Origin of the sequence: Ancylobacter aquaticus, from assembly GCF_004339465.1 — a bacterium.
Lineage (GTDB): Bacteria > Pseudomonadota > Alphaproteobacteria > Rhizobiales > Xanthobacteraceae > Ancylobacter > Ancylobacter aquaticus.
The window spans coordinates 873,113-893,267 of the sequence record NZ_SMFY01000001.1 but is presented as its reverse complement, the minus strand read 5'-3'; the positions used below and the strand labels follow the sequence as shown (position 1 = coordinate 893,267).

The 20,155-nt window shown below is 69.4% G+C and carries 18 protein-coding genes; 7 read left to right on the top strand and 11 right to left on the bottom strand.

The features are described 5' to 3' along the window. Positions 1 to 24: 24 nt before the first annotated feature. The 3 genes from EV667_RS04170 to EV667_RS04160 are packed head-to-tail and all read right to left on the bottom strand — an operon-like array spanning position 25 to position 4,980. Positions 25 to 744, bottom strand: a complete 720-nt coding sequence (locus tag EV667_RS04170) for a nucleotidyltransferase family protein (RefSeq protein ID WP_131834031.1) — start codon at positions 742 to 744, stop codon at positions 25 to 27. Beyond that, on the bottom strand, positions 741 to 2,423 hold the full coding sequence (gene tsaE, locus EV667_RS04165) for a tRNA (adenosine(37)-N6)-threonylcarbamoyltransferase complex ATPase subunit type 1 TsaE (protein WP_131834030.1): 1,683 nt from the start codon (positions 2,421 to 2,423) through the stop codon (positions 741 to 743). Before tsaE ends, EV667_RS04170 begins: the two co-directional genes overlap by 4 nt. 4 nt (positions 2,424 to 2,427) lie before the next feature. After that, positions 2,428 to 4,980 carry a sensor histidine kinase gene (locus EV667_RS04160; protein WP_131834029.1) on the bottom strand — a complete coding sequence of 851 codons (2,553 nt, stop codon included), beginning with the start codon at positions 4,978 to 4,980 and terminating at the stop codon, positions 2,428 to 2,430. 178 nt (positions 4,981 to 5,158) lie between these two features. On the opposite strand from EV667_RS04160, the gene EV667_RS04155 reads away from it, so the two are divergent. Next, on the top strand, positions 5,159 to 5,590 hold the full coding sequence (locus EV667_RS04155) for a DUF5990 family protein (protein ID WP_131834028.1): 432 nt from the start codon (positions 5,159 to 5,161) through the stop codon (positions 5,588 to 5,590). A 57-nt stretch (positions 5,591 to 5,647) separates the two neighbouring features. Here EV667_RS04155 and cysK read toward each other — a convergent pair whose 3' ends face one another. The 8 genes from cysK to EV667_RS04115 all read right to left on the bottom strand — a co-directional run bounded on the left by cysK (position 5,648) and on the right by EV667_RS04115 (position 13,747). Beyond that, positions 5,648 to 6,628 (bottom strand): cysteine synthase A, encoded by a 981-nt coding sequence (cysK, locus tag EV667_RS04150; RefSeq protein WP_131834027.1) that lies wholly within the window; start codon positions 6,626 to 6,628, stop codon positions 5,648 to 5,650. Between the two features lie 146 nt (positions 6,629 to 6,774). Continuing rightward, on the bottom strand, positions 6,775 to 7,218 hold the full coding sequence (locus EV667_RS04145; RefSeq protein WP_018389350.1) for an RrF2 family transcriptional regulator: 444 nt from the start codon (positions 7,216 to 7,218) through the stop codon (positions 6,775 to 6,777). A gap of 9 nt (positions 7,219 to 7,227) precedes the next feature. Continuing rightward, the gene (dut, locus tag EV667_RS04140) at positions 7,228 to 7,701 is read right to left on the bottom strand and encodes a dUTP diphosphatase (protein WP_131834026.1); all 474 of its coding nucleotides are present in this window, start codon (positions 7,699 to 7,701) and stop codon (positions 7,228 to 7,230) included. Beyond that, a complete protein-coding gene (gene coaBC / locus EV667_RS04135; RefSeq protein ID WP_131834025.1) occupies positions 7,698 to 8,927 on the bottom strand; it encodes a bifunctional phosphopantothenoylcysteine decarboxylase/phosphopantothenate--cysteine ligase CoaBC in 1,230 nt (409 codons plus the stop codon). Before coaBC ends, dut begins: the two co-directional genes overlap by 4 nt. 132 nt (positions 8,928 to 9,059) lie before the next feature. Beyond that, positions 9,060 to 10,616 carry a hypothetical protein gene (locus EV667_RS04130; protein WP_131834024.1) on the bottom strand — a complete coding sequence of 519 codons (1,557 nt, stop codon included), beginning with the start codon at positions 10,614 to 10,616 and terminating at the stop codon, positions 9,060 to 9,062. A 110-nt stretch (positions 10,617 to 10,726) separates the two neighbouring features. Next, on the bottom strand, positions 10,727 to 12,295 hold the full coding sequence (ubiB, locus tag EV667_RS04125; RefSeq protein WP_131834023.1) for a 2-polyprenylphenol 6-hydroxylase: 1,569 nt from the start codon (positions 12,293 to 12,295) through the stop codon (positions 10,727 to 10,729). A gap of 4 nt (positions 12,296 to 12,299) precedes the next feature. Next, complete coding sequence (ubiE, locus tag EV667_RS04120) at positions 12,300 to 13,079, bottom strand: bifunctional demethylmenaquinone methyltransferase/2-methoxy-6-polyprenyl-1,4-benzoquinol methylase UbiE (RefSeq protein WP_131834022.1); 780 nt, start codon at positions 13,077 to 13,079, stop codon at positions 12,300 to 12,302. A gap of 191 nt (positions 13,080 to 13,270) precedes the next feature. Beyond that, positions 13,271 to 13,747 carry a hypothetical protein gene (locus tag EV667_RS04115; protein ID WP_131834021.1) on the bottom strand — a complete coding sequence of 159 codons (477 nt, stop codon included), beginning with the start codon at positions 13,745 to 13,747 and terminating at the stop codon, positions 13,271 to 13,273. A gap of 202 nt (positions 13,748 to 13,949) precedes the next feature. Between EV667_RS04115 and EV667_RS04110 the strand changes: the two genes are divergently transcribed. The 6 genes from EV667_RS04110 (at position 13,950) to EV667_RS04085 (ending at position 20,153) form a co-directional block, all read left to right on the top strand. Beyond that, positions 13,950 to 14,468: a GNAT family N-acetyltransferase gene (locus EV667_RS04110; protein ID WP_131834020.1), complete on the top strand. Its 519-nt coding sequence runs from the start codon at positions 13,950 to 13,952 to the stop codon at positions 14,466 to 14,468. Between the two features lie 6 nt (positions 14,469 to 14,474). Next, on the top strand, positions 14,475 to 15,389 hold the full coding sequence (locus EV667_RS04105; RefSeq protein ID WP_131834019.1) for a DMT family transporter: 915 nt from the start codon (positions 14,475 to 14,477) through the stop codon (positions 15,387 to 15,389). A gap of 104 nt (positions 15,390 to 15,493) precedes the next feature. After that, positions 15,494 to 16,723, top strand: coding sequence for an ABC transporter substrate-binding protein (locus EV667_RS04100; RefSeq protein ID WP_131834018.1), 1,230 nt, complete (start codon positions 15,494 to 15,496; stop codon positions 16,721 to 16,723). Positions 16,724 to 16,762: 39 nt separating this feature from the next. Beyond that, positions 16,763 to 18,649: an ABC transporter permease gene (locus tag EV667_RS04095; RefSeq protein WP_207907667.1), complete on the top strand. Its 1,887-nt coding sequence runs from the start codon at positions 16,763 to 16,765 to the stop codon at positions 18,647 to 18,649. Then, the gene (locus EV667_RS04090) at positions 18,646 to 19,416 is read left to right on the top strand and encodes an ABC transporter ATP-binding protein (protein WP_131834017.1); all 771 of its coding nucleotides are present in this window, start codon (positions 18,646 to 18,648) and stop codon (positions 19,414 to 19,416) included. The genes EV667_RS04095 and EV667_RS04090 overlap by 4 nt, the downstream gene beginning before the upstream one ends. Then, positions 19,413 to 20,153 (top strand): ABC transporter ATP-binding protein, encoded by a 741-nt coding sequence (locus EV667_RS04085; RefSeq protein WP_131834016.1) that lies wholly within the window; start codon positions 19,413 to 19,415, stop codon positions 20,151 to 20,153. Before EV667_RS04090 ends, EV667_RS04085 begins: the two co-directional genes overlap by 4 nt. Positions 20,154 to 20,155 lie beyond the last annotated feature (2 nt).

The window sequence follows — 20,155 nt, the reverse complement described above, 5'->3', positions numbered from 1 at the left end:
AGGCATCGAGGGGTGACCACCGCGTCAATCCTTGGAGCGCCGTATGGCTTCTTCGGCCTCGGCGATCGCTTCGGGCGTGCCGACATGCATCCACACCCCTTCCATGCGCTGGCCATAAAGCCGGCCGGCCTCTGCCGCGCGGCGAAACAGCCGGCTCAGCGAGAACGAGCCCTCCGGCGCGTCCGCGAAGATAACGGGTGTGATCACCGCCGCGCCAGCATAGACGAAGGGCACGGTGAGCCGTTCCGGCCGGGGCGTCAGCCGCCCCTCCCCGTCCATCAGGAAATCGCCGCGCCCATCATAGCCGATGGAGGTCACGGCCGGCGCCAGCAGCAGGCAGATGTCCATAATCTGCGGGTCGAACCGGGCGGCGAGCGTCGCAAGGTTCGGGCGGATGCCCTCAATCCAGATCGTGTCAGCATTCATCACGAAGAACGGGTCGGGGCCGAGCAACGGCAGCGCCCGGCGAATGCCACCCCCGGTTTCCAGCAATTCGCCCCGCTCGTCGGACAGGAGAATGCGCGGGCGGGTGCGCCCCGCGAGATGGCGCTCCAGCAGGTCGGCATGGGCGTGCAGGTTCACCACGGCCCGCGCCACGCCGGCCTCGTCCAGCCGGTCGAGCGCCACGTCGATAAGGGTTCTTCCATTGACCTCGACCATCGGCTTGGGGAGACGATCAGTGATCGGGCGCATGCGCGTGCCTAGGCCGGCGGCGAGCACCATGGCAGTGGTGATGGCGGTCATGAACGGCCGGGTTCGTTCGGCGTTGCGGAAGCGGGCGACGCCGGGGACGGCGAAGGCGGTGTCGTCGCGGGCGGGGCGGCGGAGGCAGAGGGGGCGGGCCGCGCGCCGGGTGGCGGCCGCGACGCGCCCGGGGCCGGCACATGGTCCTTGTACCAGCTCGACAGCCCCCCGAGATCGGGGAAGGAAAGACAGCGCTGGAGATAGCCCCAGATGCGGGGCAGGTGGGCGAGGTAGACCGGCTTGCGGTCGCGCTGGTTCAGCCGGGCAAAGATGCCGAGGATCTTGGTAGCGCGCTGGGCGCCCATCACCGCATAGGAGGCGGCAAAGGCCTTGGTGTCGAAGGCGGCATCGCCCGCCCGGCGCGCCTTCACATAGCGGGTGAGCAGCGCGAGTTCGAGAGCTTCGGGCACATCCACCCGCGCATCCTGCGCCAGCGAGACGAGGTCATAGGCGGCCGGGCCCATCACCGCATCCTGGAAGTCCAGCAGGCCGACCCGCGCCAGCCCAGCGCGCTCGGGCAGCCACATCAGGTTCGGCGAATGATAGTCGCGCATCACCCAGACCGGCTTCTGCGCCAGCGAGGGCGCCAGCGCCGCCGCCCAGAGCTGGCGGAAGGAGCGCTGGGCGTCGGCCGCCAGCCGGCTGCCGACATGGGGCAGGTACCAGTCGAGCAGCAATTCGACCTCGATCATCAAGGCGTCGAGATCGTAGGGCGGCAAATGGTGATCGAGGCCGGTGGTGACGGGAACCGTCGCCGGCAGGTCCTGCCCGTGCAGCGCCGCCAGCACGTCGACGGCGAGTTCGTAGCGCTCCGGCACCGGCGCCGGCGGGGTGCCGTCCAGCACGCCCTGATGGCCGAGATCCTCGATCACCAGCAGGCCAGCGTCGAGATCCCCGCCATAAATGGCCGGAGCCGAGAAGCCGCGTGCCCGCAACGCCCGCGCCATGGCGACGAAGGGCTTCACGTCCTCGGCGAGATGGGCGATGGCGCTGTAGGGCTTGCCGCCGCGCACCGGCGGGCCGTCGGCACGGCGCGGCGCGTTCATCAGCACGGCGTTGCGCTTGGTGCCGATGAGCCGCTCATAGCTGCGCGAGGAAGCGTCACCCTGGAGATGCCGGCGCTGGGCCGGGCCGAAGCCTACCTGGTCGATCAGCGCCCGGATCGCCTTCATGCGGTAGAGTCCGCCCGCCATCCGGCCATAGCCGAACAGGCGCACCCGGCGCATCTTCTCGGCGCCCTCGGTGGGCAGGGTGATGTGCACTTCCATCCGGTCCGGCCGCAGCACGGCGCCCTCGGCCCGCTCGGCCCATTCCACCAGCGTCACCGCCCCGTCGGTCTGTTCGCTCCAACCGAGCTCGTCGAGCTCGGACGGGTCGCCGAGGCGGTAGAGATCGGCGTGCACCACGCGATGGCGCGGCAGGTCATAGACCTGCATGAGGGTGAAGGTGGGGCTCGGCACCTCAAGCGTCTCATCGCCGGCCAGTTCGCGGATCATCGCCCGCGCCAGCGTGGTCTTGCCGGCGCCGAGGTCGCCCCCCAGCGTGACCAGATCGCCCGGTCGCAGCAGGGCGGCGAGGTCCATGGCGAGCCGCCCGGTGGCGGTCTCGTCGGGCAGAACGACGTCCCAATGCGCGACCGGCGAGGTCGGGACGGCACCTGTGCTGCGGTTGTCGACCATGGCCCTACTCCGCCGCGTTGGGGAAGGTGCAGGTGACGAGCGTGCCCCCGCCCGGCGCCGCGCTCAGGTTCACTGTACCGCCATGCAGCGCCACCAGCGAGCGCACGATGGAAAGGCCGAGTCCGACGCCGCGATGGCGCGAGCCGGCGGTATGGCTCTCGAAGCGATCGAACACCCGCGCGCCGATTTCCGGCGGGATGCCCGGCCCCGTGTCGCGCACGCGGAACACCACCTTGTCGTCCCGCCGTTCGGCCGAGAGGGTGATGGTGGACCCCTCGGGGGCGAAACCGACGGCATTGGAGAGCAGGTTATAGAGAACCTGCCGCACCCGCTTGCCGTCGGCGCGGAAGGTTCCTGCAGCGTTCGGCAGCTCGATCGACAGGCGGATGCCGCCCTCGGCGAGGCGGTCTCGCACGCCTTCCGCCGCCGCTTCCATCGTGGCGCGCAGCTCTACCTCGGCGAGGTCCAGCGTCATAGCCCCGGCGTCGATGGTGGCGAGGTCGAGAATATCGTTGATGATGGCCAGCAGCGCCGCGCTGCTCTCGGTGATGTGGTTCACATAGGCGCGCTGCTTGAGATTGAGCGGGCCGATGCCGGTGTCGTCGAGCAATTGGGCGAAGCCGATGATCGTCGTCAGCGGCGAGCGCAGCTCATAGGAGACATGGCCGACAAAGGTGCTCTTGAGGTGGTCGGCGGCGACCAGCGCCTCGTTGCGCTCCACCAGCGCGCGCTCCACCTGGACGCTGTCGGTGATGTCGCGAAGCGTCACCAGCGTGCCACCGTCCGGCAGCGGCTGGGTGGAACCGTCGAGAATGATGCCGTCGCTGCGCTCCATGCGGAACTCGGTCGGCACGCGGGCCTCGATGCCGGTGACGGCGGCGCGCAGCTTCGGCCACACCTCCCCATCGGCGGTCAACCGCCGGCAGGCCTCGGCCACGGCGTCGATATGGGGATGGGCGCCGAGCGCAGCCTTGTCGAGATTCCACAGCTGGCGGAAAGCGGAATTGGACAGGCCCAGCCGTCCGTCGCTGCCGAACACCGCCACCGCCTCAGCCAGCGCGTCTAGCGTCTCGCTCTGGATGCGGGTGAGCGAGTTGAAGCGGCTTTCCAGCGCGAGGCGCTCCGTCACCTCGTCGAACAGATAGGTGACGCCGCCTTCCGGGTTGGGGGCGGTGACGACGCGCAGCGTGCGCCCGCCCGGCAGATGCCACCAATGTTCACGCGGCTCGATGGCACGGTAGGCGGCATGCAGGTCCTCGCGCCAGACGCGGAAATCGGCCTGCTCGGGCAGGCGCCGCGCCGCCCGCAGCCGGTCGAGCACCGCGCCGTCGGTCGGCCGGTCGTCGAGGAAGGCGGCGTCGAGTTCAAACAGGCTGGCATAGGCGGCGTTGTGGAAAACCAGCCGCTGGTCCTTGCCGAAAATCGCGACCGCCGTGGCCAGTTGATCCAGCGTGCGGCGATGGGCGCCGACGACATGGGCGAGTTCCGCCCGCACCGTCTCGGCTTCGGTGGCGTCGAGCGCGATGCCGGCGGCGCCACCGCCGACCGGCACCTCCAGCACGTCGCGCACCTGCCGCATGCCGGCGATCACCACCGGCAGGCGGGCCTTGAAAGGCAGGCTCGTGGCATGCAGCGCCTGCGCCCGGCTGCGGCTCTGCTGGTCCAACAGCCACAGATCGCGGGCCGCCGCGTCGCCGCCGTCGCGGGCTTCCACCGCATGGGCATAGGCGGCATTGCTCCAGCGCAGCCGCCCGTCCTCGCCGCCGACCCAGACCGGGGCGGGCAGCGCCTCCAGCAGCGCCCGCAGCGCCGAGGTCTCGTCGTCAAGCGCGCGATAGGCTTCCTGCAGGCGGGCCTGGTCGAGGCGCACGCCGGTGATGTCGCGCAGGCGCAGCACCACGGCCGAGCCGACCGGACGCCCCTCCGCCTCGATGAAACGGCCATCCTGCGTGCCCAGCGTGGCCGTGAACGGCGCGCCGCGTGCCCGCAGCCGGTCCACCGCCGCCTCGATCTCGCCCGCCGAGGCCGGCGCCAGCCAGGCGCCGAAAGCGAGGATACGGGCAGGGGCGGCGACGCCGGTGAAGGCGGGGGTATTGCCGATGATCTCCGGCTCGGCGGCGGGATCGCGCCACACCACCACGATTTGCGGCTCGGCCATCAGCAATGCACGCGCCTCGTCGATCTGCGCCTCCAGCCGGGCGATCTCGCCAAAGGCTTCCGCCTCGCGGCGTAGCGACTGCCGGCGGTAGCGCAGATGCACGATGGCGGTGGTTGCCGCGAAGACGATGAGCCCGACAACGAGGGCAAGGCCGATCAGCGCGCTCGGGTCCTGCACCGCCAGCACGGCGAAGAGCCCGTCGTCGGGGGGCTCAGCGTGCGCGGGAAGGCTGTGGACGGCAAGGCCAAGGCCGGCCAGCCACGCGACACTCGCCGGACCGGCGGCCCCTGCGACAGAAAGGCGAGGAGCCAAATTCGGAGCTGAGCGCGAGGCACTGCCGGCACGCGTGTGCCGGCGCCAGCCATCTTCCGTCCCGCCCTTGCCGGCCGGATGCGCCATCCGCGCCCGCCTCCCCTTGCCGACTGTCGCCCTGCGCAGGCACCCCACCGTTCGTGAGGCGCCGAATCACCGAGACTTTATCGAAGCCGGAGTCGCACTAGAAGGGCCGCGAGCCGCGTCTCGGTCTCAACGCTGGCTCGGGGGTACAGGGCGCCGTCGCGCTGAGCTATAAACGCGCATGGCAAAGACTGATCAGAAGGTGATCAATTTCAGGATCGTCATCGACCAGCCGGTCGTCGGCGTTCCCTACAGCCTCCAGGCGCGCGATGAATCGCCCCTCGACGCCAAATCTTCGCGCGCGGGCGAGCCGCTCCTGTTCGATTTTCAGGTCCGCACCGGGCCGGGGCCGACATTGCTTGGCGATCAGGTGCGCCGCGAAGGGCCCGTGCGGAGATTTGTCTATATTCGCATCGGCCAGCTCGCCGGCGACCCCGCCTCGCCATGGGCGCGGCGAATGAAGATCGACATCCACGACATCGGGACCGACCTGCTGGATGACGCCGCCACCAGCGGCGGGGTCATCGAAACAACCGTCATCGGCACTGCCAAGGATGGCACGCCAAGCTGCGCCACCGTGCGCCCCACGGGGCGGCGCATCGCCGGGCCCTGAAAGCCACCCGGCCGCGGCCCGGCGTCAAAGCCGGGCGACGACCGACGCGCCTATGGCTCAGAGGCCCTCGAACAGGGCAGTGGAGAGATAACGCTCGGCAAAGGAGGGGATGATGACGACGATGGTCTTGCCCTCGCTCTCCGGCCGCGCGCCGACTTCCAGCGCCGCCGCAATGGCCGCACCCGAGGAGATGCCGACCGGGATGCCCTCCAGACGCGCAATAGCGCGAGCGGTCTCGAAGGCGGTCTGGTTACCCACCGTCACCACCTCGTCGATCACCGAGCGGTCGAGCACATCAGGCACGAAGCCGGCGCCGATGCCCTGGATCTTGTGCGGGCCGGGCTGACCGCCGGAAAGCACCGGGCTGTCCTCCGGCTCCACCGCCACCAGCCGCAGGCCGGGCTTGCGCGGCTTCAGCACCTGGCCGAGGCCGGTGATGGTGCCGCCAGTGCCGACGCCGGAGACGACGATGTCGACCTCGCCATGGGTGTCGTTCCAGATCTCCTCCGCCGTGGTGACGCGGTGGATAGCCGGGTTGGCCGGGTTGCGGAACTGCTGGGGAATGATGGCGTCGGGCAGTTCCTTCACCAGTTCCTCGGCGCGCGACACCGCGCCCCGCATGCCCTGTGCCGCCGGGGTCAGTACCAGTTCGGCGCCGAGCAGCGCCAGCATCTTGCGCCGCTCGACCGACATCGATTCCGGCATGACGAGGATCAGGCGATAGCCGCGCGCTGCCGCGACGAAGGCCAGCGCGATACCCGTATTGCCCGAGGTCGGCTCCACCAGCACGGTGCCGGCGCGGATGAGACCCGCCTCTTCCAGCGCCTCGATCATCGAGACGCCGATGCGGTCCTTGACGCTGCCGATCGGGTTGAAGAATTCGAGTTTGGCGAGAATGCGTGCCTTCACGCCCCGCTCGGCCGGCAGCCGGTTGAGCTGCACCAGCGGCGTGTCGCCGATGGTCTCGGTGATGGAGGAATAGACGCGCCCGCGCCCCGGCTTGGCGGGGGTGGCGGTTTTGGGAGCGGTGTCGGCCATGGGTGCCTCCAGCAGGCGGACCGGCATTGGGCGCGGCCCGTCATTGGCGAATTGTTTTTGAGCGGATTGTTATTCAACAACCTGCTTTCGCCGGAAGCGCTAACATATTCACGACGCCAAGTCGAGAAAACAAGTTATAAACAAAATTATATTGTGAAATCTATGCCTTCCGGCATTCCTTTGCGCAGCGTGTTCTGTGCGGCGGCGCGGCAGAGGTCTTCCACCGTCACCGCGTCGAGCGCGGCCTCGAAGGCTCGCTCCGCCTCGGCGACGGCCGGCTGCACGATATCGCGAACGATCGGGGGAAAGGCGTCCAGCGCCTCCTCGCTCTCCGCCTCGACCACGCGGACGACCTCGGCAACGGTGATCCGCCGCCGCTCGCGCGCCAGCTCATAGCCCCCGCGCGGGCCGCGCACGCCCTTCAGCACACCGGCATGAACCAGCGCTTGCAGCACCGGCTCAAGGTGGCGGGGCGGCAATTCGTGGCGCGCGGCGAGCGCCTTGGCCGCCACCGGCATGCCACGGGCGTGCAGCGCGACGTCGACGACGGCGGCGATGGCGAGAAGGCTTTTATCGGAGAGGCGCGGCATGGTTCTTGGCTAGCGCGATATTTGCCGGCCGTCGAGCCCTGTGGAACCAAATCCACCATCTCCGCGCGTTGTTTCGTCTAAATTACTGACCTCGACCAGATGAATGCGTGTCACCGGCGCCACCACCATCTGGGCGATCCGCTGCCCGCGCTCCAGCACCAACGGTTCAGTGCCAAGATTGACCAGCAGCACCTTCACCTCGCCGCGATAATCGGAATCGACGGTCCCCGGCGCGTTCAGCACCGTCACCCCCTGCTTGAGCGCCAGCCCGGAGCGGGGACGCACCTGCGCCTCGAAGCCCGGTGGCAGCGCCAGCGCCAGCCCGGTCGGCACCGCCGCGCGGGCGAGCGGGGCGAGCTCCAGCGTCTCGCCCTCCGCCAGCGCCGCCATCAGGTCGAGCCCGGCCGAGCCTGACGTGGCATAGGCGGGAAGCGGCAGGCCCTCACCATGCGGCAGCACACGGACAGCAACCTCGATGCTCATGACTGGATCTCCAGTGGCCCCAGCGCGGCCACGATGCGGGCGATCAACTGCTCCGCGACCTCGGTCTTGGAGGCGGGCGGCCACGCTTCGGCCCCCTCGGCAGTGAGGAAATGCACTTCGTTGGTATCACCGCCCATCACCCCGCCGGGAATGCCGCTCTGGGCAGAGACGTCATTGGCGAGGATCCAGTCGCAGCCCTTGCGGGCGCGCTTGGCCTGGGCATACGCCACGACATTCTGCGTCTCCGCCGCGAAGCCGATGACGAGGCGCGGACGGCCGCCCGTCCTATGGGCGATGGTGGCGAGGATGTCGGGATTCTCGGTCAGCGCCAGCGGCGGCGGGGCATTTCCGTCCTTCTTCATCTTCTCCGGGGCCTCATCGGCGGCGCGCCAGTCGGCTACGGCGGCGGCGAAGATGGCGACATCGGCCGGCAGCGCGGCCTCCACCGCAGCCAGCATGTCGCGCGCGCTTTCCACCCGGCGCATATCGACGTCGGGCGGATCAGGCAGGGTCACCGGCCCGCTCACCAGCGTCACCCGCGCCCCGGCACGGGCGGCAGCAGCGGCGATGGCATGGCCCTGCTTGCCGGAGGAACGGTTGGCGATGTAGCGCACCGGGTCAATCGGCTCATGCGTCGGGCCAGATGTGACCAGCACATGCCGCCCCGTGAGCGGGCCGCCTGCGGCCAGCATCCGCTCCATGGCGGCGACGATTTCCAGCGGCTCGGCCATGCGCCCCGCCCCGTCCTCGCCGCGCTCGGCCATGGCCCCTGCATTCGGTCCGACAAAGGCAACGCCGTCGGCGGCGAGTTGCGCAGCGTTGCGGCGCGTGGCGGGGTTGGCCCACATCGCCGGGTTCATCGCCGGGGCGAGGAGGACCGGCCGCGTGTTCGCCAGCAGCACGGCGGAGGCGAGGTCGTCGGCGAGACCATGCGCCATCTTGGCCATCAGGTCGGCGGTGGCCGGCGCGACGATGATCAGGTCGGCCTCGCGCGACAGCCGGACATGGCCAATATCCTGCTCCGCCTCGCGGTCGAACAGCTCGGTGAACACGTGGTCATGCGAAAGCGCCCCTGCAGCCAGCGGCGTCACGAAGTGCTGCGCGGCGCCGGTCATCACCACGCGCACCGACGCCCCGCGCTCCTTGCACCGGCGGATCAGGTCGAGGCTCTTATAGGCGGCGATGCCACCGCCGATGATCAGCAGAAGGCGCTTGTTGGCAAGCATGGCGCTCCCTAGGGCCGGATCGGGTTCGTCGGCCGTTCATACAGCCAAAAGCCGATTCCGCCGACGGGCAAGCGCGAACATGCTGAATGCCGCCGCCGACCACAAAGAAAGCCGGCGGCAGCGCAGGGCCGTTCACCGGGCGAAGTCCAGCCGCGCCGGCGACGGCGATGCAAGGCCGGGAAGAAAGCTGAAATCGGACGGCGTCGTGCCATCCGCGAGCGTCGCCGCGCTGTGGCAGCCGATGCAGGAACCCACCCCGCCCGAGGCCGTCGGCTGGGCGTTGTTCTGGATATAGGTCTCCAGCGTGGCATTGGAGAGCAGGCCGGGAACGGCATCGTTGGGATAGGGAGCCGTGCGTCCGTCGAGACTGGCGCCCCACTGCGTGCCGATCAGCACATAATTGGCCAGGGGCGACCCCGCCGTCGCCAGCGCGGCCTGCCATTGGGCGTTCAGCTGCGCGGTGAGACCGTAGATCTGCCAGCAGCGCACCACTTGCGGCCCGACATAGACGGTCTGGCCGGCCACGGTCATCGGCTGGACATAGGCCTTGGCGTAAGGCGGGCTCGGGTTCCAGATAAAGCCGGGGCCGGTGGTGGAGGCGGTGGGCGCCGTGTTGGTGGCGGCGCTGGAAGCCGGGGTGAAATAGGAGGACGCCGCCGCCCCCGCCGCCGCCGCGCCACAGGAGGGCTGGTTCAGGTTGACGCAGCCGACGGGCGCTGCCGGGTCGCAGGCGCTTGCCGCGAGCGGCGCGTTGCCGGTGTGCTCGAAGGTCGACCATATCCATTCCGGCTTAAGCGCGGCATTGGGGGCGTAGTCGGGGTTGCGCTGAATGATGTGCATGCCGACCATGCCCAGTGTCACGGCGGCACAGATCGGCTGGTTGCCGCTCACCAAGTCTGGCGCCACGGTGAGCAGCGCGTTCTCGGTGATGTACCGGGCGGCCGTGTCGGTGGCGCCGAGAATGCGCCAGGCGATCTTGAGCTCCATCGCCCCGCGCGCGCCCAACGGGTCGGTGGAGGAGGCGGCGAAGGCGACCGTCCCGCCGCCCTGCACAAAGCGGTTCTGGCCCGCGACGGTCAGCAGCGTATTAAGCGGGTTGCCGCCCGGCGCGGCAAGGTAGGCGATCTCGGCGACGTTCAGTCGCCGCTCGAACAGGGTCCAGTTACCGTTGATGTCGATCAGCGGCACGTCCGTGGAGGCCTGGTAATAATCGTCATTCTTCTGCGAAGGGTTGCCGTTGCCGTCGCTGCCGATGGAAATGACCGGCAGCCCGGAGGGGTTGGCACAGGACGCCTGCACCGGGGCGTTGCCAAACACCTGGTTCACCTTCGCCCAGCCTTGCCAGACACGGGAGCCGCCGAGCGCGAGCCCCTTCGCGGCGGGCGCCGATTCCGCCCCCGACATCCAGTTCAGCCCGACGAAGCTCTGCCACGACATGTTGTCGAACGGCGTCTGGGAATCGGTGGCCGCGCTCGTCGGCGGCGCGGCGACAATGCCGTTATAGCCGATGGCATTGCCCAGCATCGGGTCGGCGCCGATATAGGCGGGAAGGGTGGCACAGGGCGTCGGCCCGCCGGCCGCGCAGAACACCGCCGCCGGGACATAGGGCGACTGGCTGTAGGCGTATTGTGCGGCCCCGCTTATCAGGCCGACCGCTCCGGCGAGGCACAGCATGGTGGTGGCACGCATCGTCGTTCCCCCCGCAATGTGGTTGCCTGAGTATCATTACACCACTTGGAGCCGAATCTCACCTTTAGATTGTTCTAATCTAAAAATACAACTCTCGATGGCGGCTTTGTTTAGAGCAACACCTGCACCAGCATCAGCCCGGCGATGGCCCACAGCGCGAGCGCCACCCAGCGATTGCCCCGCCCTTCGGCGCGGCCGATGGCCTCGGTGGTCTGCGGCGAGAGGGTGAGCCCGTCGCGGGTCGCCGCGTCGAGCTGGGCGGCGATGCGCTGACCATGGGCAATCAGTTCGGGCAGCGTCTGCAGCGAGCGGCCCACCGCACCGATGCCGGTCGCCACCTCCTCGATCCGGCCGGCGGGGCCGAGATTGCGCTCGATCCAGGCCCGCACCACCGGCTCGGCTGTCTTCCACATGTCGAGCTGGGGATCGAGATTGCGGGCGACGCCTTCCACTACCACCATCGTCTTCTGCAGCAGCAACAGTTCGGGCCGGGTCTGCATGTCGAACAGCGCCGTGACCTCGAACAGCAGCGTCAGCAGCTTGGCCATCGAGATCTGGTCGGCGCGGCGCGAATAGATCGGCTCGCCGATGGCGCGGATCGCCTGGGCAAAATCTTCCACCGAATGGTGCGGCGGCACATAGCCGGCCTCGAAATGCACCTGCGCCGTGCGCAGCCAGTCGCGGGTGATGAAGCCGAACAGGATTTCGGCGAGGAAGCGCCGCTCCTTGTGGCCGAGTCGCCCCATGATGCCGCAATCCACCGCCACCAGCTTGCCGTCCGGAGCGATAAACAGATTGCCGGGGTGCATGTCGGCGTGGAAGAAGCCGTCGCGCAGCGCGTGGCGCAGGAAGGACTGCATCACGATGCGCCCGAGCTGCGGCAAATCGTGTCCGGCGTCGCGCAGCGCCTCCAGATTGTTGAGCTTGATGCCGTCGACCCATTCGGTCGTCAGCACCTCGCGCCCGGTGCGGTCCCAATCCACCGCAGGCACGCGGAAATCGGGGTCCTCCGCGGTGTTTTGCGCCAGTTCGGACATGGCGGCCGCTTCCAGCCGCAGGTCCATCTCCATCGAGACGGAGCGCGCCAGCGTGTCGACCACCGCCACCAGCCGCAGCCGCTTGCCCTCCGGAGAGCTGCTCTCGCCCAGCCGGGCAGCGCGGTAGAAGGAGGAGAGGTCAATGCGGAAGCGCCGCTGCACGTCCGGACGCAGCACCTTCACCGCCACCCGGCGCGCCGTGCCGTCGGCCTCGATCACCTCGCCCTGGTGTACCTGCGCAATCGAGGCGGCGGCCAGCGGCAGGTCGAGCCGTGCATAGACCGCGCTTACCGGCCGGTCGAAGGTTCGCGCGATGGTCGCCTCCGCCACCTCCTGCGGGAAGGGCGGCATGCGGTCCTGCAACAGCTCCAGGTCGCGGGCGAGCTGCGGACCGACCACGTCGGGACGGGTCGCGAGGAACTGGCCGAGCTTCACATAGGACGGCCCGAGCCGCGACAGCGCCGCGCCGAGCCGGGCGGCGCTTGAGGCGGGTCCGCGCCGCTCGATCAGGGCGGCGAGCGCGAAGAGCGGCTCGGAGCCGGGCGGGCGCACGCCGGGGTCGATGCGCGAGGCGACGCCCTCGCGCGCCATCACGAAGCCGGCACGGGCGAGGCGCAGATAATCACCGAGAGGCGTGGCCACGGCGTTAGATCCGCACGCCGGAATGCAGCGCCACGATGCCGCCGGTGAGCGGCTGCCACGCCACGCGCTTCAACCCTGCCTCGCGCATCAGCTCGGCGAAGGCCTCCGGCGGGGGGAACTTGCGGATCGATTCGACGAGGTACTGGTAGGACTCCGCGTCGCCCGTCACCAGCTTGCCCATGCCGGGAATCAGCTTGAACGAATAGGCGTCGTAGATGGCATCGAGGCCGGGCACGTCGACGCGGGAGAACTCCAGCACGAAGCAGGTGCCGCCTGGCTTGAGCACGCGGCGCATCTCGGAAAGCGCCTTGTCCATGCGCGGCACGTTGCGGATGCCGAAGGCGACGGTGGCGGCATCGAAACTCTTGTCGGCGAAGGGCAGTTCCTCGGCATTGGCCTCGACGAACTCCACCCGCTCGGCAAGGCCGAGGGCGGCGGCGCGCTCGCGGCCGACGCCGAGCATGCCGCCATTGATGTCGGCGACGACAGCGCTTGTGCCCGGCCCGCCGGCTTCCACGGTGCGGAAGGAGACGTCGCCGGTGCCGCCGGCCACATCCAGCAGGCGGAAGGCGCGCGCGCTCTTGGGCGGGCGCAGGCGCGAGACCAGAAGGTCCTTCCACACCCGGTGCAGGCCGAGCGACATCAGGTCGTTCATCAGGTCATAGCGACGCGCCACCGAGTGGAACACCTCGTCGACCATGCGCTGTTTGTCGCCGATCGGCACGGTGCGGAAGCCGAAATGGGTGTCGGCGCTGGCGCCCATATCCTGTGTGTCGCCAACCATGGGTCGCGGCTCCCGCGTTCGATCCGAATTCGGGCCGGACCATAGCGGAGAGGCTGCGCGCCTCCAAGCCGCCGGGGGGAGGCTGGGAGCGACCCAGCCATGCGCGCGACGCCATCCCCGCGCACTCTCGATCCTATGACGCGCGGCGTTATGCCCGCGCGCGCGTCCCGGTCCGAATCAGTCCCGCCCGCTCAGGGGCAGCGGACATAGACCATGGTGCCGTAGCGGCCGGAGACTTCCGGGTCCATCCATTTGAGCACCAGCACCTGCCCGTCGAAGCGCACGACCTCGCGGTCCGAGCGCGCGCCCGGCGGCTCGTCCGGCAGGCCGATATAGATCGGGCCGCCCATCACCTGCTTCGACACCACCTCGGAAGGCTGCGCGTCATCGGCAAGATACATCATGAAGCCGCCGGAAGGGCCGGCATTGATAACGTAGGGCTGGCGACAGCCCTGGCGCGCCTGCGCCTCGGTGCGGGCGGCGTCCTCCGGCCGGTGATAGGCGGCAAGGCCCCATTTGCCCATCACCTGCTGCGCCGAGATCGGCGAGGTGAACTGGGGCCGCGCCGGCTCGATCGGCCCGGGCGGCGGCGGGGAGGCGCAGCCGGCAAGCACGGCGGCAAGGGTGGCGACAAACGCCAGGCGGGCAACACAGCGAGACACGTTCATTGAGCACTCCGGAACGGAAGGCTGGCGGGCGGGCGGGCAGTCAAGGATCAAGCGCGAGCCTGCCATTTCAGATCCATGTATCGGGCATAATGAATGGTCTTTACGCCAGAAGACCAGCCGAACATAGTCCGCCCGCGCCCCGCCGTCGAACTCTCCCAGCCTTCCCGGTGAGAAAATGGACCGCCGGGCGGGAGTGACCGACGTGACCAATATCCCGATCCGGCCGGCAACAGACGCGGATGGCGATGCCATCGCCGCGCTGATCGCCGCCGCCTTTTCCGAATATGAGGGCTGCGTGTTCGACCGCGCCGCCGAATTCCCCGAACTCGACGCCATCGCCAGCCATTTTTCCGCGCGCGGCGGCACCATCTGGGTCGCCGAGGCGGACGACAGCGTGATCGGCTCCATGGCGCTGGCGCCGGCCAAGGACGAGGATGCCCCCGCGGGAGGGCTGGAGATCTTCAAGGTTTATGTGGCGCAGGCCGCCCGCCGGCGCGGCGTCGCCCGCGCACTGTTCGACACCGCGCTCGACGCGGCCCGCGCCGCCGGCGCCCCGGAAATCCGGTTGTGGACGGACACCCGCTTCGCCGACGCGCACCGCTTTTATGAGCGCTGCGGCTTCACCCGCGAGGGGCCAGCGCGGGAGTGCCACGACCTTTCCGCCACCTGGGAATATCTCTACCGCCTGCCCCTCGGGGCCGCCGGCCACCCGCAAGGCTGAACCCCCATGGTCCCCTTCCTCAGGCGCGGCCACCGCCTCGCCGGCCCCGCGCTCGTCACCATCACGGCGATCGGCCTGCTGTCGATCATGGATGGCATGATCAAATACGTCACCATGGAGCATGGCGCCGGCCAGATCGCGATGCTGCGCTATGCGTTCGGGTCGCTGGCGGCCGCAGCGGTGTTCTTTGCCACCCGCACGCCGCTACCCGCCGGCGCGACGCTGCGCCCGCATCTGTGGCGCTCGGTGCTGGTGTCGATCACCGCCGTCACCTTCTTTTATTCGCTCTCCGTGCTGCAACTCGCCGTAGCGCTGGCGCTGTCCTTCACCTCGCCCTTGTTCATCGCCCTGTTCGCCGCGCTTTTCCTTGGCGAGCGGCCGGGCCGGTCCATTCTCCTCGCCCTCGGGCTCGGCTTTGCCGGCGTGCTGGTGGTGCTGTGGAACGAACTGGATGTGAGCGCCGGCGGCAGCCTCGCCAGCGGGCCGGGCATCGCCGCCGCGCTGGTGGCGGCCGTGACCTATGCGCTCGCCATGGTGACGCTGAAGAGCCGGGCGGCGCGCGACCCCGCCCCGACCATCGTGCTGCTGCAGAACGTTTTCTCCTGCGTGCTGGTGTCCCCGCTCGCCGTGCTGCAATGGACCCCGCCGACCGGGGCCGCGCTGCTGCTGTTCTGCGGCATCGGCCTGCTCGGTACGGCGGGCCATCTGTGCATGGCGTGGGCCTATGCGCGGGCAGATGCCAGCCGGCTCGGCGTGTTCGAGTACACCGCCTTCGTCTGGGCGCTCGCCATCGGCCTGTTCGCCTTCAACGAGATCCCGGCGCCGAGCACGCTGGCGGGTGCCGCCCTCATCGCCGGCGGCGCGCTCCTCGCCTCGGGGCGCCGCAAGGTGCGGGAGGCGGAAGTCGAGATCGGGCCGTGAGCCCGCCGTTGGCGCAGGGCTGGACCCTGCGCCGCAAGACGATAGTTTAGGCGCGGAATCGTCCCCCACGATGCCCCTTGCGTCGATCCACCCGGAGTTCTGCGATGCGCCCGACCCAGCGCCTGCGCGCGGCCCTGTTCACCGCCGCAGCCCTCGCTGCCGCCCTCGCCCTGCCGGCTTTCACCGCCCCGGCGGGCGCGGCCGAGCCGATCCGCATCGGCGAGCTCAACAGCTACAAGGCACAGGCCGCCTTTCTCGATCCCTATCGCAAGGGCATGGAGCTGGCGCTGAAGGAGATCAACGCTAGCGGCGGCGTCATCGGGCGCCCTCTCGAACTCGTCTCGCGCGACGATGGCGGCAATCCCGGAGACGCGGTGCGCGTCGCCACCGAATTGCTGACGCGCGACAAGGTCGACCTTCTCACCGGCACCTTCCTCTCCCATGTCGGGCTGGCGGTGTCGGAGCTCGCCAAGCGGCGCAAAGTGTTCTTCCTTGCCGCCGAGCCGCTGACCGACAAGCTCACCTGGTCGGACGGCAACCGCTACACCTTCCGCCTGCGCCCCTCCACCTACATGCAGGTGGCGATGCTGATGCCGGAGGCGGTGAAGGCCAACCGCAAGCGCTGGGCCATCGTCTATCCCAATTACGAGTATGGCCAGTCCGCCGCCGAGACCTTCAAGCGGCTGCTCAAGGCGGCGCAGCCGGATGTCGAATTCGTCGCCGAGCAGGCCACCCCCCTCGGCAAGATCGACGCCGGCCCGGTGGCGCAGGCCATCGCCGACGCCAAGCCCGATGCCGTGTTCAACGTGCTGTTCGCCGCCGACCTCGCCCGCTTCGTGCGCGAGGCCAATACCCGCCGCGCGCTGGAAGGCACGTTCGTCGTCAGCCTTCTGTCGGGGGAGCCGGAATATCTCGACCCGCTGAAGGAAGAGGCGCCGACCGGCTGGGTCGTCACCGGCTACCCCTGGTACGCGATCACGATTCCCGAGCACCAGAAATTCCTCGACGCCTATCGCGCCGCCTATGACGATTATCCGCGCCTCGGCTCCATCGTCGGCTACGCCACCATCAAGTCGCTTGCCGCCGGCATCGCCAAAGCCGGCAGCACGCAGACGGAGAAGCTGGTGGACGCCTTCGAGGGCCTGGAGGTGGATGGGCCCTTGGGCCCGTTCGTCTACCGCGCCAGCGACCACCAGGCGACGCTCGGCGCCTTTGTCGGCACGCTGGCGGTGAAGGACGGGCGGGGGGTCATGGTCGATCCCGTCTATGTCGAGGGTGCCAGCGTGCTGCCCTCCGACGCCGAGGCGGCAAAGCTGCGCCCGGCGGCGGACTGAGCCCGGCACGCGGCGGCGAACGGAAAGCAGGAAGTCGCGATGTCGTTTGAATCGCTGCTGTTTCAGGCGGTCAACGGCTTCGCCTCGGCCTCCGGCCTGTTCCTTGTCGCGGCGGGACTGTCGATCATCTTCGGCGTCACCCGCATCGTGAACATGGCGCACGGCTCCTTCTACATGCTGGGGCTCTACCTCGCGGTCACGCTGGCCCCGCTGCTGGGCGAGGTGTTCGGCGGCGCGTTGGGTTTCTGGGGCGGCATTTTCGGTGCCGCGCTGGTGACGGCGGCGCTCGGCGCGCTGGTCGAAATCGTGCTGCTGCGGCGTATCTATGCCGCGCCCGAGCTCTACCAGCTGCTCGCCACTTTCGCCCTGCTGCTCATCATCAACGACGCGGCCCTTTATTTCTGGGGGCCGGAGGATATTCTCGGGCCGCGCGCGCCGGGGCTGTCGGGCTCGGTGGAGTTGCTCGGTCGGCGGCTGCCGGAATACGACATCTTCCTCGCCGTGATCGGCCCTCTCGTGCTGCTCGCGCTGCACCTCATCCTGACGCGCACCCGCTTCGGCCGGCTGGTGCGGGCCGCGACGCAGGACCGGGAAATGGTTGCCGCGCTGGGCATCAACGAGGCAGCGCTGTTCACCGCCGTGTTTGCGCTCGGCACCGGCATTGCCGGCTTCGGCGGCGCGCTGCAGATGGCGCGCGAGCCGGCCAATCTCGCGCTCGACCTCTCCGTGCTGGGCGACGCGTTCGTGGTCGTCGTGGTCGGCGGCATGGGCTCGATCCGCGGGGCCTATCTCGCGGCCCTGCTGGTGGCGGAAGTGAAAGCGTTGTGCACCGCGCTCGGTCTGGTGGAAATCGGCGGCTATGCCTTCAACATGTCGCGGCTGACCCTGGTGGCGGAGTTCCTCGTCATGGCGGTGGTGCTTGTGGTCCGCCCGCATGGCCTGTTCGGCCGGCCGCAGCCGGTGCAGGCCCGGCGCGGGGAAGCCGAGGCGCCGCTGATGCCGCTGGACCGACGGGGCCGCCTGATCGCGCTGGCGGTGCTCGTGTTTTTCGCCGGCGTGCCGCTGCTGGGCGCCTTCATCAGCTACGCGCCGGTGCTGGCGCTCGACATGCTGATCGCCGCGCTGTTCGCCGCCTCGCTGCACCTTCTCATGGGTCCGGGCGGCCTCGCCTCCTTCGGCCACGCCGCCTATTTCGGCCTCGGTGCCTATGGCACCGCCTATGCCGCGACCGTGCTCGGCCTGCCGACACCGCTCGCCCTCGCCGTCGGAATCGCAACGGCCGCTGCCGGGGCGATGCTTTTCGGCTGGTTCTGCGTGCGGCTGGAGGGCGTCTATTTCGCCATGCTCACACTGGCTTTCGCGCAGATCGTGTGGTCGATCGCGCATCAATCGGAAGAGGTCACAGGCGGCTCGAACGGGCTGTTCGGGGTCTGGCCCGACCCGCCCTTCGACAGCGCCAACGGGCTCTATCTCGCCGCGCTGGCGATCACGGTGATCGGAGTGGTGCTGATCCGCCGGCTGGTGTTCTCCCCCTTCGGCCTCGCCTTGCGCGCCTCCCGGGATTCACGCCTGCGGGCAGAAGCCTCCGGTATCGCGGTGGAAAAGGTGCGCTGGCTTGCCTTCGCGCTGGCCGGCCTGCTGTGCGGCGCGGCGGGCGGGCTGTTCGCCTTCGCCAAGGGCTCGATCTCGCCGGAAGCGATTTCGGTCGGCCGCTCCATCGACGGGCTGGTGATGGTGCTTCTGGGCGGCGTGCACAGCCTGATGGGACCGCTCATCGGCGCCGGCGGGCTCACCCTGCTGCAGGACATGGTGATGCGCGAGAGCCCCTATTGGCGCGGCCTGCTCGGCCTGCTGATTCTCGCCATCGTGTTGCTGTTCCCGTCCGGCCTCGCCGGCGGGCTGCGCCGGATGAGGCGCACCTCATGAGTTCACCCGTGCTGGAAGTCTCGGCCCTGACCAAGCATTATGGCGGCGTGCACGCGCTCGACGGCGTGAGCTTTTCGATCGCGCGCGGCGAGTTGCTGGCCCTCATCGGCCCGAACGGCGCCGGCAAATCCACCTGCTTCAACATCGTCAACGGCCAGATCCGCCCCGATTCCGGCCGCGTCCGCCTCGCCGGGCGCGATATCACCGGCCTTGCACCGCGCCACATCGCCCGGCTGGGGGTGGGGCGCACCTTCCAGGTCGCCACCGTCTTCGCCTCGATGACGGTGCTGGAGAATGTGCAGATGGCGCTCATCGCCGCGCGCGGGCAGGTCTTCGGGCTGTGGACGGCAGCGCGCCACAGGGGGCACGGGGACGCGCTCGCCTTACTGGAGCAGACCGGCTTGGCGGCGTTTGCCGCGCGACCCGCCGCCACCCTCGCCTATGGCGACGTGAAGCGGCTGGAACTCGCCATGGCGCTGGCCGGCGATCCCGCATTGCTGCTGATGGACGAACCCACGGCCGGCATGTCGTCAGACGAGCGGCAGGCGATGATCGCGCTGGTGCGCCAGCTCACCCGCGCGCGCGGCCTCGCCGTGCTGTTCACCGAGCATGCGATGGACGTGGTCTTCGGCCATGCCGACCGGGTAGTGGTGCTGGCGCGCGGCCGGCTCATCGCCGACGGCAGCGTCGAGGCGGTGCGCGACGATCCGGCGGTGCGCGCGGTCTATCTCGGCGGCGCCTCCATCACCCTGAGCCAGACACCATGAGCACCACCACTCCCTTGCTTCAGATCGAAGGCCTCGACGCCTGGTATGGCGAGGCGCAGATCCTGTTCGGCCTGTCGCTTCAGGTCGCAGCGGGCGAGGCCGTCGCACTGGTCGGCCGCAACGGCGCCGGCAAATCGACGACGATGAAGGCGATCATCGGCCTTGTCCGGCGCAAGGCGCGCCGGCTGACCCTGCGGGGCGCCGACCTCTCGGCCCTGCCGACCCATGCCATCGCCCGCCTCGGCGTCGGCTATGTGCCGGAGGATCGCCGCATCTTTGCCGAGCTCACCGTGCGGGAAAATCTCGATCTCGGCCGCCGCCCGCGCCCGCCCGGCGCGAGCTTGCCGGGCTGGTCGATGGACGCGGTGTTCGACCTCTTCCCCCAGCTCGCCGACATGCGCGCCCGCCTCGGCGGACAGATGTCCGGCGGCGAGCAGCAGATGCTGGCGGTGGCCCGCGCCCTCGTCGGCAACCCGACGTTGCTGCTGCTGGACGAGCCCTCGGAAGGCGTGGCGCCGATCATCGTCGAGCACATGACCCGCGCCCTCGTCCGGCTGAAGGCGGGCGGCCTTTCCCTGCTGATCTCCGAACAGAGTTCGGATCTGTGCGCGGCGATCTGCGACCGGGCATACCGGATCGAGCAGGGGGAACTGCGCGGGCACGGCCCGATGGCCACGCTGGCAGCGGACGTTTCGCCGGGCGCACCCCTGTCGCCGTCGACGGCACCGACGCTCTGACA